This is a genomic window from Burkholderia sp. Bp8963 (assembly GCF_003854275.1).
In the GTDB taxonomy this organism is placed as follows: Bacteria; Pseudomonadota; Gammaproteobacteria; order Burkholderiales; family Burkholderiaceae; genus Burkholderia.
Map to the genome: position 1 here is coordinate 1 of NZ_QTQP01000094.1, position 12,773 is coordinate 12,773.

Genomic DNA, 12,773 nt, shown 5'->3' on the forward strand with positions numbered 1-12,773 from the left:
TGCAGCCATATGCGCGAAGCCTTCATGCGCAGGATTGGCCTTGCGCCCCAGGCGGTCCGGCGCGACGCGCGCACCGGTGGCCGAGGTACCTTCGATATCGAAAGCCAACCTTCGCCGCTTCCGATCGAGCAATGACCGGTTTCGCGCGATCAAGCGCTCGTGCGAGTGGGGACAACGAGTCGTCGAGAATCTCGGCGACAAGGTGAGCCAGCAACTGAAGGAACAGGTCGAGGAAGCCGTCGAGGTGCAGCAGGAGGCGTCCGACGTCGCCGAAGCAACCAGCTGCCCGCTCCCGGCATCGACCTACTTCATGTCCCGGGCCACGCGAAACCCGTTTGCCGAATAGCGTACGCTGCTGTCGTATTTGAAGCGTGTCGAGACTGGCATGTAGCTTGCGCCATCCCGCCACGAGCCGCCGCGGATGACGCGCACCTGGCAATTCGGCTCGTCCCATGAGTGGCCGTCGGCAGGCGCATTCTTGTACGAGTTGTGCCAGCAATCGCTGACCCATTCCCATACGCCGCCCGCCATGTCGTAGAAGCCGAAAGGATTGGGCGCGAACGAGCCGACGTTGTCCGGTGCATCGGCATGCCATGGCTGACCGCAGTCCTTGCAGTTCGCATTGCCCGGGCGCATCTCGTTGCCCCACCAGTAGCGCGTGGCGGTGCCGCCACGGGCCGCGAATTCCCATTCGGCCTCGGTCGGCAGCCGGTAAGTCTTGCCGCTGATCTTCGACAGCCACTTCACGTACAGTTGCGCATCGTCCCAGCTCAGGTCGCGCACCGGTGCGTTCGGCGTCGTGTTGCTGTCGCTCGGCAGGCGCGGACAGGCGCCCGCGTCGCGGCACGTGTTCCACTGCGCGACGGTCACCGCATACTTCGCGAGCGCGAAAGCATGATCGAGTGTCACGCGATGCGCCGGTTTTTCCGACGAGTCGCCGGAATTGCTACCCATCGCGAACGTCCCCGGATTGACCGCCAGCATCGCCGGGCATGCGGGGCAATCGCGGATTTCATTGGCGGCCGCCGCGCCACCTTTCGGCTGCGGTGTCGATGGGGCCGCCACTACAGCCGGCGGCGGTGCTTTTGCCGGCGAGCCAGGCGGGTGCGCAGGCTGCGCCGTTGCTGGCGCTGCCGCCGCCGATGCGGGCGCTTGAGCCTGAACGGGAGCCGCCGATGCTGGCGCCGGAGCCCGAGCCGCAGCCGCAGCCGGAGCGGAGGCCGGTGTGGAACTCGCCGCCGGTGCCGGCGCGGCCGCGGCAGGCGCCTTCGGCGCGGCCGCGCGCAGTCGTGCAAGACGGGCCTGCGCCAGCGGCGCGAAGCGGCCGTTCGGGTAGGCCTTCAGATAGGCTTCGTAGTCGCCGGCCTCCTTGCTGTCCTTGATCGACTCCCAGAACGTGAGTTCGTACTGCTCGGCGCTGTCCTTCGGCATCACGCCCCGGCTGTCGAGCGCGACGACGCTGACGTCGGCCAACCCTGCGGATCGTGTGTCGATGCCATCGCCGGCAGGCACGGCGCCCGTTCCTGAGCGACGGGCCGCGGTGAACGGAAGTGTCGTTGCCGTCTCCGAAAGGGACGACGCGACCCACGGCATCTGCCGATGCCCGGTGGCCCTTTCGACAATCGCGCCGGCACGGTCGAACACCTGGGCGATACCGAGCCCCGGCAACGCGAGCGTCTGCAGCAGCGCCGCTGTGTAAACACCATGCATTGCGCCGTCGGCTGCGGCTTTGCCTGGCGCTGTCGCGTAGGCGACGAGCGTGTGCGACGGTGGCTGGCGGGCCGCCACGTTGCCGGTGCCGGGGAGCGCACTCAGGCAGGAATCCAGAATGATCAGATCAATTCGGTCGCCGTGCTGCCGCGATGTCGCATCGAATACGGTTTGCAGGTCAATGCCCGTTCGCGACACGGCGGCCGCAGAGCCGACGTCCGCATCGACCGGTGCGAGCCATGTCGTTCCGCCGACGCTGGCGCCGTGGCCCGCAAAATAGACGAGCCCGGTGCCGCCGGCCGCGCTGCGGCGGCCGAACGCGGCGAGCCCGTCGAGCATTTGCTGCCGCGTGGCGTTGCGCAGCGTGATGACGTCGAAGCCGAGTGCCTGCAGCGCATCGCGCATCGCATCGGCATCGTGGACGGGATTGGCGAGCGGATGGTCACGATACGCGCCGTTGCCGATCACGAGCGCGACGCGGTGCGGTTCGACGGACTGCGCGCGCGCGGTGGCTGCCGGCGGCGGCGCGGCAAACGGATGCACGGCCTCGCCGAAGCAGACACTCGATGTCATCGAGACCGACGCAAACAGGCATGCGGGCAAGAGTATTCGCCACATATTCAGCCCCCAGGGTGCGCCGTCGGACGGAATGACCGAAGGCGGAGCGCAGCCGTTGCCAGGTGTCCGGTCGTGGCCAGCGCAATGCCGGCCTGCGGCTGGCGCGGGCACGGCCGGGACACATTCAAGATAGCACGTGCGCTCTGCGCTGATTATCGGAACCACCCGCAGGTTTCGCAAAAAACAGACATGCGCGGACACGCGTCGATATATGCCTTCCTGTCGATTACGTCCTAAGCTGTTAGTCACGCTCCACTGTCCAACGCCACGCGCCGCCACTCACGCGAGGAGCAACACGATGCAAAGAAGGGCTACGCTGCTGGCTTTGGCCGCCGCCGTGCTGGCGCCGAGGATCGCATTCGCCGCCGGCCGTACGCCGTCGCCGCCCGGCGCCGAGGCCTACATCATCTGGCCATCGGACGGTGCCACGATCACCGGCGGCAAGTTCTGGGTGCGCATGGGCTTGCGCAATATGGGCGTCTGCCCGAAAGGCGTCGAGCGGCCCAACGTCGGCCATCATCATCTGCTCGTCGATTCCGATCTCCCGCCGCTGGACCAGCCGATCCCGTCGGACCGGAATCACCTCCATTTCGGCGCCGGTGAAACCGAGGCGCGCATCGAGCTGCCACCGGGCAAGCACACGCTGCAGATGCTGATGGGCGACTACAACCACGTGCCGCACGATCCGCCGGTGTATTCGAAGAAGATCACGATTACGGTCAAGTAGCGCGCGATGCCGCGCCTGCCGCACGAACCGGGAATTGAATTGACGCCATGAACAAGCTCATCCTCTTTGCCGCTGCCGTGGCGCTGCTATGGACGGGTGCGACGACCGCCGAGCCCGGCATGCATTCCGCGAAGGCAGTCGTCTACATCGGCTGGCCCAACGACGGCCAGGTGCTGCCGGCTGGACGTCCGTTCCGGGTGTGGTTCGGCTTGCGAGACATGGGTGTCGCGCCATCGCATGTGCAGTTTCCGAACACGGGCCACCATCATCTGCTGGTCGATACGGATCTGCCGCCGTTGGACCAGCCGATTCCGTCCGACCGGAATCACCTGCATTTCGGCGCGGGCGAGACCGAAACCACGCTGGAGCTTCCTCCGGGCAAGCACACGTTGCAGCTGTTGATGGGCGACGCGAACCACATGCCGCAAAATCCCCCCGTCTATTCGAAGAAGATCACGGTTTACGTGAAGTGACTGCGCGTTGCGCGGCACTGATCGCGCAAGTGTCTGCGCACGCCCGACATCGCGAGCCGGAAGTGTTGGCGACGGCCGATCACGCGTGATCGATCCGTGCGCGACGCACCTCTCTCCAGGACCGGCTTCGTCATCGTCGGACCCGCGTCGGCAGGCCTTTCCACGCCATCTCGTTCGATCGCACGTGCGCCTGGCACGCCGTATGCGGTATGAGATGCGAGCGTCCAGTCCTGCAGCCAGACGACCAACACCCTGCATCGGCCGCACGCCATCTGTCCGATCCCGCACCGTCGCCGCGTTCCTCCGAAGGAGTCGATCGTGAACACTCGCCTGTCGCCTACCGCCACGCGCAACCGCCGCGGTCTCGTGGGTTCGCTCGCCCGCATCGCCGGCTCTGCCGGATTGTGCGCGGCGGTCCTGTCCGGCTGCATGGATCTGAAAATGCCGGTCTACCAGCGCCCGGAGATGCCGGCCAAGGCCACGTGGGCGCACGCGCACGAGCCGGTATCCGCGTCGGACGCGGTCAATCCCGAGTGGTGGAAAGGCTTCGACGATCCGACTCTCAATGCACTGATCGACAAGGCCATCGCGGGCAACGTCGATATCAAGGTGCTTGCGGCACGCATCGAGGTGGCCGGCGCGCAGATCGGCGAAGTCCGTGCGGGCGCGCTGCCGACCGCCGACCTCGGCGCGGGCGCGGACTTCGAGAAGAACACGCGCCAGACGCTGACGAAGTCGTACAACGTCGGCAGCCAGCTGAACTGGGACATCGATATCTGGGGCAAGGTCGAGAAGGGCGTGCAGGCGCAGAAGGCCGAATTTCATGCGACCGAGGCCGACTGGCGGGCAGGCTACCTGACGCTCGTCGCTGATGTGTCGACCACGTACTTCCAGATCCTGCAGTTCGACGACCAGATCGAACAGCAGCAGCGCACGCTCGACAAGAACCGGCAGATCCTGGCGATCTACCGGTCGATGCTTGCGAACGGTGTCGCGCCGCAAACGGAAGTGTTGCGTCAGAGCGCGGAGATCAACGGGCTGGCGAACACGCTGATCGAGCTGCACCGTTCGCGCGACACGGCCGAGAACGCGCTCGCGACGCTGCTGGGCGTGCCGGCCGGAGAATTCAGGATGCCTGCCGGTCATCTCCGGCAGCGCGTCAAGCTGCCGGACGTGCCGATGGGGCTGCCCGCGCAACTGCTCGCGCGGCGGCCGGACGTAGTCGCCGCGCAGTACCGCGTGCTCGAATCGTATGACGAAGTGGGCGCGGCGAAGCTCGCGCAATTGCCGTCGATCAGCCTGACGGGGCGCGGCGGCACCGCGGCGTTCGCGCTGTCGGATCTGTTCCGGGCGTTCACGTTCAGCTTCCTGCCGAGCATCAACCTGCCGATGCTAGACCCGGGCGTGCGCGCGCACATCAAGACGACCGACGCGCAGGCCAGGGTCGCCGAGCAGCAGTACCGGCAGACGGTGTTTACGGCGTTCAAGGAGGTGGAAAATGCGCTCGTCGATCTCGATGCGCACAAGCAGCAGCGTGCGCAGCTTCAGCAGCAGGGCGAGCGTCTGCGCACGGTGGCCGCGCAGGTCGAGGCGCAGCTCAAGGAAGGCCTCGTATCGCAGCTCGAGGTGCTCGAATCGGAACGTTCGGTGGCGTCCGCGGAGCTCGCGCTGCTTGCCAATCATCAGCAGATTCTGAGCGACACGGTCACGCTCTACAAGGCGATCGGCGGCGGCTGGCGTGCGGTCGAGGTCTCGAATGCGAGCAGCGAGCCGGTCCGGCAAGCAATGCAATGAACACGCCAGCCCTGCGCAGCCGCGCGATCGGCGCCAGTCGATTGACTACCGTCTTCCGTCGCCTAAACTTTTTTCACGCGCGCGTCGCCCGGTGCCTCGGCGGCGCGACTTCACACGGATGGTTCGCGAGCGCGTCGCGATTCCTGCGCCGCGTGCCCATTGGCGGGCGCATGTCGATCGTTGGCCGAATCATGGTTCCTGACGCCGCTTCGATTGCCGAGAAACAGGCCGCGCTCGACCGGCCGTTCGACATCGTGCTCAAGCCGGTTGCCGATCCGGAGTTGAGCGAGATCCGGATCGACAAGGCGCTGTTTGCCGTCGGTCGCACGGACGCGCCGTTCTCGTCCGCGCGACCCGAGCGGGTGGCCGACCTGTCGCGCCGGCATGCGCGCATCTTCTTCGAACGCGGCGCGGCCTATGTCGCCGATCTCGGCAGCAAGAACGGCACGGCCGTCAACGGCGTCGACGTGGGCGACAAGCCGCACGTGCTGCGCGACGGCGACGAACTGCGCCTGGCCGGCACGCTCGCGTATCGCGTCTCGTTCGTGCCGTGCGCGACGCATCAAGCGGCGCGGCCGGCCGTGATCACGCTGTCGCCGGAGCGCGGCGATCTCGGCCTGCAACCGGTCATCATTACCGCGTTCCCGTTTCTCGTGAGCAAGACCGACGACACGTTCGCGTGCTACCGGAACGCGTATCCGCATCAGGTGAACTACCTGTCGCGGCGTCATGCGCACATTTACGAGCAGGACGGCGACGCGTTCGTCGAAGACCTCGGCAGCACGAACGGCACGTTCGTCGACGGCCGGCGCCTCGACGAGCACGCGGTGCCGCTCGCCGACGGCGCGCTGCTCGCGTTCGGCGGCGATCACTTCGTCTATCGCGTCGGTGTGCAGCGCGGGCCGGGGCCGGACGCCACCGTGACGGCCGCGTCGCCGCCGGGAGCCGGCGCGCATGCGGCCAATGCAGCGGATGTGGACGCCGACCGGACGACCTTCGTCGATACCGCGCATTCGTTCCTCGACATCTTCTGCACGGTGCCGGCCGTTGCGCAGGACGACGAGGTCAATCCGCACGCCGCGCAAGGCGCGGCCGAAACCGCGCATGAAGCGCGCCACCGGCGCGGCCGGCTCGAGGTCTTCCTGTCGGAGCTGAGCGAGGCGCTCGGCGGCAGCGGGCGCGTCGACATGCGCCGGCTGGGCGCGTGGAGCGGGGGGCTCGTCGCCGCGGTCGTCGTGCTGCTCGCGACGCTGTATTTCCAGGACGCGCCGCTGCGCGAGATGCGCGCGCTGCTGGCGCGCGGCGACACCGCGCAAGCGGCGCAACTCGCCGATCGCTACCTCGCCGATCATCCGGACGATACGGCGTTCCTTGCACTGGGCACCGAGGCGCTCGTCCGGTCGACAACGCCGGAATGGATCACGGCGATAAACACGCGCGCATTCGACCGCGCCCGCGCCGTCGTGCAGCAGATGCGCACGCTGGCCCGCCACAACGCCGACGCGCGTCCGCTCGTCGACGAGATTGCGTGGATCGGCGAACTGCAGGCGTTCGTTGCCGGCCGCGGCGGGCCGGAGGCGCCGATCCGGATCTACCGCGATGAAGCGCCGATCAAGGCATTGACCGGCCGCTGGAACGACGACCCGGGCGCGCATCAGCGGTTGCTCGACCGGATTTCGTCATACGTTCCCGCGTTTGGCGTGCCTTACGCTGACGCGCTCAGCCAGCTGCGCAAGCTGCAAAGCGACAACTCCGTCTACGTGGCGGCGCTCGAGCGGCTGCAGCGGGCGATCGGGTCGGCGCTCGACGACGACCGGCTCGACGGTCTCCCCGCACTGCTTGCCGATTACGAGCAGCGTTATCCGCGACTGGGCGGGCTCGACGCCGTGCGCGCCGATCTGCAGCAGTACACGCAGTTCGAGAGCGACGCACGGGCAGGGCACGGACCGGCCGTACTGGATCGCCTCAGGCAGTTCCGCTTCGCGACGCCGCAGTTCGCCGCGCATGCCGGGACGCTGGAACGGCTCGCTTCCTCCGGAGGGCGCGGTGAAGCTCGACAGTCTCCTTAAGCGCGCGCGGCAGGCGAAGCCGCCGGAGCCGCCGCGATCGCTCGGCGAGGCGCTGGAGGATCACAGCGTCGAAGGCATCGCGATCCTGACGGCGCGGCCGTGGCGGCTCACGCAGGCGACCATCATCGCGATGGTCGGGCTCGTCGTCTGCACGCTGCTGTGGTCGTTCGTCGGCCGCGCCGACGTGATCGTGACCGCGCAGGGCGCGCTCGCGCCCGAGTCCGAGGTGCGCCGCATCTACGCGCCCGTCGACGGCGAGCTGGTGGACATCTATATCGCCGAAGGTCAGCCGGTCGAGAAAAACGACGTGATCGGCCGGATCAACGCGCGCGGCGCGATCGAGGCGGCGACCAACGCGCTCGATGCGCGGCTCAAGCTCGACGACGCGGAGCGCGAATGGAAGCAGTTTCCGGAAAAGAAGCAGCTGATGGAGCGCAAGGCCGACGCGCTGAAGCAGCAGATCGAGGTCGAGGAGCACCAGCACCAGAACCGCATCGCCGAAGGCACCAGCAAGCTCGCGCAATCGCAGCGCGCGCAGATCGACGAAGCGCGCAGCAACATCGACAACGCGCGCCACGCGCTCGACCTCGCGAGGGACGAACAGGACAAGTACGCACGCCTGTTCGCGCTGCCGGGCGGCGGCGGCGTGTCGCAGAGCCAGGTGGAACAGAAACGCAGCGCGTATCTGCAGGCCCAGGACAGCTACCGTGTCGCGCAGGCGCGGCTTGCGCAGCTCGAGGCGCAGCAGAGCCACGAGTTCGCACAGGCGAAGGCGCAACTAGAAGGCAGTGGCGAGACGCTGACCGGGCTGCGCATCCAGTACGACGCGACGGTGCGCGACATCGCGAACACCGAAGAGAAGCTGCGCCTGCAGGTGCAGACGGCGCGCCTCGCCGCGGATGCCGCCGCGCGCATCCGCTTCGAGAACATCGACAAGGACAATTTCCTGCTCGTGCTGGCGCCGGCCTCCGGCGTGATCACCGACGTGACCACGACGCAGCCGGGCGACAAGATCCTCGCGAACACGCCGCTCGGCGGCATCGCGCCGTCCGATGCGCGGCCGGTCGTGAAGGTCGCGATCGCGGAGCAGGACCGCGCATTTCTCCATGAAGGCTTGCCGGTGAAGCTCAAGTTCAATGCGTTTCCGTATCAGCGCTACGGCGTGATCGACGGCACGCTCGAATACATTTCGCCGGCCACGAAGCCGCAGGCGCAGACGAAGGAGCCCGTCTACGAAGGCCGCGTGGCGCTTGCGCGCGATTCCTACGTGATCGCCGGCACGAAGTATCCGCTGCGCTACGGGATGACGGCCACGGCGGAAATCGTGGTCCGCGAGCGACGCGTGATCGGGTTCGCGCTGGACCCGTTCAGGCAGATCGCCGGCTGATGGCGGTGGGCACGGTGCAGGGGAACGCAGGCAGGCGGTGTTGCATCGCGCCGCTGGCGATTCAGCGGCGATGGCCGCTTGCGGGAGCAAGAGGATCAAGAGGACCAAGAGGACCAAGGGGGACGAGATGACCGCAATAGTGCGTATCGACGACGAGGTAATCGGCACCGACGACTTCATCCGCGTGCTGAAGCTCGCGGGGCAGTTCGAGGGCCTTGTCGAACAGCAGGTTCGCGACCGGCTCACGGTGATCGCGGCGAAGAAGATGGGCGTGCAGGTGACGCCGGAAGAAATCCAGGAGCGCGCGGACCAGTTCCGCCGCGTGCGCGGCCTGCACCGCGCCGCGGACATGAATCGCTATCTGGACGTGTTCGGGATCAGTCTCGACGAGTTCGAGCGGTTCATCACCGACACGCTGTACCAGGAGAAGACGCTCGACACGGTGTGCAGCGACGCGGCCGTCGAAGCGTACTTCAAGCTCAATTCGCCGAAGTTCGACAGCATCGAGGTCAGTCACATCGTGCTGGATTCGGAGGGCAAGGCACGCGAGATGATCGCGATCCTGGAGGACGATCCCGACAGTTTCGGCGACATGGCGCGCGAGCATTCAATTGCCGACACGGCCGAGCGCGGCGGTGTGATCGGCAAGGTGCTGCGCGGCTCGCTGAAGACGGACATCGAGGCCAAGGTGTTCAACGCGCACGTGGGCGACCTGCTCGGGCCGTTCGCCGCGCCCGACGGCGCGTTCTTCGAGATCTTTTCCGTCACCGCGAAACACCCGGCCGCGCTCGACGCCGACGTCGCGTCGGAGGTGCGGCGCCTGCTGCGCGAGGAGTGGCTTGCCGAGCGCGCGCAGGAACACATCATCGAGGCACGCTGAGCGCGGAGAACCGGACCCATGGACGCACAAGCCCCTGCACCGGCCAGCACCCCGTCGCTCGCGGAGTTTCTCGCGTCGGTGGAGCCGCTGTCGCTCTTTTCGCGCGACGAACTCGACCGCATGGCCGCGCAGGCGCAGCTGCGCACCTACGCGTTTGGCGACACGGTCTGCAACCGCGGCGACCTGGCCGAGGGCCTGTACGTGCTGCGTTGCGGGGCCGTGCGCCTGATTGCCGACGAGCGCGGCAAGGAAACCAGCGTCGGCGTGCGCAAGGAACGCGAAGTGTTCGGCGAAATGGCGATGCTGCGCGACTACGGGCACGAGGTGTCGGTGCGCGCGTCGACGAAAACCGAGGTGCTGTGCATCCCGCGCAGCGCGATCGAGCCGATCCTGCGCGACAACCCCGCCGCGCAGTCGTTCGTGACGAGCTATGTCGCGATCAGCTCGGCCGGCGGCTTCGTCACGCGGCTGTTCGACCTGCGCGGCAAGCTGACGCGTGCGGAACTCGAGGAATACGTGTCGAGCGTCGGCGTGAAGCGCGTCGCGGCCGGCAAGGAAATCGTCAGGCAGGGGCCGGGCGGCGACCTGCGGCTGTATGTCGTGCGCCAGGGCGAGGTGAGCGTGTCGTGCCACGAGGACGGCAACGACTATCCGCTCGCGACGCTCGGCGCAGGCGAGATCTTCGGCGAGCGCGCGTGCCTGCTGCGGCAGGAGCAGGCGGCGACCGTCACCGCGGTCACCGATACGCGCCTGCTCGTGATTCCGGAAAAGACCGTGCACTTCATGCTCGAGCGCAACCCGAAATTGCGCGACGTGCTCGAAGAGCGCATCCGCTTCGTCGACCAGGAGCTGAAGCGGCAGAAGAAGCTCGCCGAACGGCGCCGCCACCCGCTGCAGATCGATATCGGCGCCGACGCCGCGTTCGGCGAGCGCATGATCAAGCGCTTCGTGCTGGTCGAGCAGGCGGAGGAAATGGATTGCGGCGCGGCGTGCCTCGCGATGATCTGCCGTCACTACGGCATCGCGATGACGCTCGGCAAGCTGCGCGATCTCGCGAACGTGACGACGCAGGGCGCGACGCTCGACAGTCTCGCGCGCACCGGCGAGGCGGTCGGCTTCGCGACGCGCGGCGTGCAGTGCACGTACGAGGCGCTGCTCGGGTTCGACCTGCCGTTCATCGTGCACTGGGAGGGATATCACTACGTCGTCGTGTACGGCGTCTCGAAGTCGTGCGTGCGCATCGCCGATCCGGCGCTCGGCTTCAGGAAGCTGAGCGTAGAAGCGTTCGAGCGCGGCTGGAGCGGCACCTGCCTGCTGTTCACCGCGACCGGGCAGGCCGCGCCGCAGGCCGAGTCGCGTTCGCCGTGGGTACGCTTCATCGGCTATCTGCAGCCTTACCGGAAGATTCTTGCGAACCTGTTCCTCGCGACTTTCGTGATCCAGGTGCTCGGCGTGATCCCGCCACTCATCATCCAGAACGTGCTGGACGGCGTGATCGTGCACCAGAACGTGAGCCTGCTGCACCTGCTGATCGCCGGGCTCGTGATCTCGCACGTGTTCACGCAGCTGATGACGACGATACGTGCGCATCTGTCCAACTTCATGGTGCGCAGCCTCGATTTCGCGATGATGTCGCAGTTCTTCAAACACACGATGTCGCTGCCGTATTCGTTCTTCGCCCGCCGCAAGAGCGGGGACGTGTTCGCGCGCTTCCAGGAAAACCAGACGATCCGGGCGTTCCTGACGGAGTCCACCGTGACGACCGCGCTCAATCTTCTGATGATCTTCATCTACTTCACGATCATGTTTCTCTACAACGTGAAGATGACGATGGTGCTGATCGCGTTCGTGATCCCGATCATGGCGCTCACGGCGCTCGCAACGCCCAGGCTGAAAGGCTTTGCGCGCGAGGTGTTTGCCGCGTCCACCGATGCGAAGTCGCTGCTGATGGAGACGCTCGGCGGCGTCGAGACCGTGAAGGGGATGGGCATCGAGCGGTCGGTGCGGCTGAAGTGGGAGCGCAAGTATGCGAAGGCGCTCGACGTCCAGTATCGCGCGCAGGCATTCAATATTCTGGTGGCGCTTTGCAGCCAGCTATTGAATGCGGCGACCACGATCGTGATCCTGTGGGTGGGCGCGAACCTCGTGCTCGCGCATGAACTCAGCATCGGCCAGCTGATCGCGTTCAACGCGTTCATGGGCAGCGTGCTGGCACCGCTGATGGGGCTCGTCGGCATGTGGAGCCTGATGAACGACGCGGCGGTGGCGATGGAGCGGCTCGGCGACGTGCTCGACATCGAGCCCGAGCAGAAGCCGTCCGAACTCGGCTCGCGCGTGGTGCTGCCCGACCTGCAGGGCGACATCAGCTTCGACGGCGTGTATTTCCGCTATGGCGGCAACGAAACGCCTTACGTGCTCGAGAACATCAGCTGCACCATCAGGCGCGGCGAGATGGTGGCCATCGTCGGGCGCAGCGGTTCGGGGAAAACCACGCTGGCGAAGTTGCTCGTGGGCTTCTATACGCCCTCGGACGGCAAGATCGTCGTCGACGGCTACGACATGAACGCGATCGACAAGGCTTGCTACCGTGCACAGATCGGCTACGTGATGCAGTCGAACCTGGTCTTTTCCGGATCGATTGCCGAGAACATCGCATGCGGTGACGCGAGCCCCGACTGGCGGCGCATGGAGGAGGTCGCGCGGATGGCCGATGCGCATGTGTTCATCAGCAAGTTGCCGCTCGGCTACGAGCAGGTGGTGGGCGAGCGCGGCGTGGGCCTGTCGGGCGGCCAGATCCAGCGGCTTTGCATCGCGCGCGCGCTTTATCACGACCCGCGCCTGCTCGTGTTCGACGAGGCGACGTCGTCCCTCGACACGCAGTCGGAGGGCAACATCCTCGCGAACATGCACGAGATCCTGCAAGGGCGCACGGCGGTGATCATCGCGCACCGGCTCAGCACCATCATGCGTGCCGACAAGATCCTCGTGCTGTACGAAGGCGCGATCGTCGAACAGGGCACGCACGACGAACTGGTCGCCCTCAAGGGCATGTATTACCAGCTCGTGCAGAAACAGCTGGGTGCGTCATGAAACTCTTCGACCCGCACGGATTCGG

The 12,773-nt window shown here is 66.7% G+C and carries 9 protein-coding genes and 1 pseudogene; 8 read left to right on the forward strand and 2 right to left on the reverse strand.

Features of this window, described 5'->3' with window-relative positions; genetic code table 11:
• Window positions 1-346: hypothetical protein (locus tag DID96_RS36470; RefSeq protein WP_221624635.1), on the forward strand; the 346-nt coding region annotated here is incomplete at its 5' end.
• On the opposite strand, the gene DID96_RS36475 is transcribed toward DID96_RS36470, so the two are convergent.
• On the reverse strand, window positions 304-1,593 hold the full coding sequence (locus tag DID96_RS36475; RefSeq protein ID WP_409333849.1) for a formylglycine-generating enzyme family protein: 1,290 nt from the start codon (window positions 1,591-1,593) through the stop codon (window positions 304-306). The two genes, DID96_RS36470 and DID96_RS36475, sit on opposite strands and share 43 nt — an antisense overlap.
• A gap of 30 nt (window positions 1,594-1,623) precedes the next feature.
• Window positions 1,624-2,328: pseudogene (locus tag DID96_RS39695) on the reverse strand (caspase domain-containing protein); the annotation flags it as partial.
• A gap of 298 nt (window positions 2,329-2,626) precedes the next feature.
• Here DID96_RS39695 and DID96_RS36480 point away from each other — a divergent pair.
• The 7 genes from DID96_RS36480 (at window position 2,627) to DID96_RS36510 (ending at window position 12,748) form a co-directional block, all read left to right on the forward strand.
• The gene (locus tag DID96_RS36480) at window positions 2,627-3,055 is read left to right on the forward strand and encodes a DUF4399 domain-containing protein (RefSeq protein WP_124604017.1); all 429 of its coding nucleotides are present in this window, start codon (window positions 2,627-2,629) and stop codon (window positions 3,053-3,055) included.
• Between the two features lie 47 nt (window positions 3,056-3,102).
• Complete coding sequence (locus DID96_RS36485; protein ID WP_124604019.1) at window positions 3,103-3,528, forward strand: DUF4399 domain-containing protein; 426 nt, start codon at window positions 3,103-3,105, stop codon at window positions 3,526-3,528.
• A 318-nt stretch (window positions 3,529-3,846) separates the two neighbouring features.
• Window positions 3,847-5,322 (forward strand): efflux transporter outer membrane subunit, encoded by a 1,476-nt coding sequence (locus DID96_RS36490; protein WP_409333848.1) that lies wholly within the window; start codon window positions 3,847-3,849, stop codon window positions 5,320-5,322.
• 191 nt (window positions 5,323-5,513) lie between these two features.
• Window positions 5,514-7,391 (forward strand): FHA domain-containing protein, encoded by a 1,878-nt coding sequence (locus DID96_RS36495; RefSeq protein ID WP_124604030.1) that lies wholly within the window; start codon window positions 5,514-5,516, stop codon window positions 7,389-7,391.
• Window positions 7,369-8,778, forward strand: a complete 1,410-nt coding sequence (locus DID96_RS36500) for an HlyD family efflux transporter periplasmic adaptor subunit (RefSeq protein WP_260464154.1) — start codon at window positions 7,369-7,371, stop codon at window positions 8,776-8,778. The genes DID96_RS36495 and DID96_RS36500 overlap by 23 nt, the downstream gene beginning before the upstream one ends.
• A gap of 127 nt (window positions 8,779-8,905) precedes the next feature.
• Entirely contained in the window at window positions 8,906-9,658 is a 753-nt protein-coding gene (locus DID96_RS36505) for a peptidylprolyl isomerase (protein ID WP_124604022.1), read from the forward strand.
• Window positions 9,659-9,676: 18 nt separating this feature from the next.
• Window positions 9,677-12,748 carry a peptidase domain-containing ABC transporter gene (locus tag DID96_RS36510; RefSeq protein WP_124604024.1) on the forward strand — a complete coding sequence of 1,024 codons (3,072 nt, stop codon included), beginning with the start codon at window positions 9,677-9,679 and terminating at the stop codon, window positions 12,746-12,748.
• Window positions 12,749-12,773 lie beyond the last annotated feature (25 nt).

Coding starts and splice junctions, on each gene's coding strand:
- DID96_RS36475 (WP_409333849.1), bottom strand. CDS start 1,593: ATGCCGTGGGTCGCGTCGTCCCTTTCGGAGACGGCAACGACACTTCCG.
- DID96_RS36480 (WP_124604017.1), top strand. CDS start 2,627: ATGCAAAGAAGGGCTACGCTGCTGGCTTTGGCCGCCGCCGTGCTGGCG.
- DID96_RS36485 (WP_124604019.1), top strand. CDS start 3,103: ATGAACAAGCTCATCCTCTTTGCCGCTGCCGTGGCGCTGCTATGGACG.
- DID96_RS36495 (WP_124604030.1), top strand. CDS start 5,514: ATGGTTCCTGACGCCGCTTCGATTGCCGAGAAACAGGCCGCGCTCGAC.
- DID96_RS36505 (WP_124604022.1), top strand. CDS start 8,906: ATGACCGCAATAGTGCGTATCGACGACGAGGTAATCGGCACCGACGAC.
- DID96_RS36510 (WP_124604024.1), top strand. CDS start 9,677: ATGGACGCACAAGCCCCTGCACCGGCCAGCACCCCGTCGCTCGCGGAG.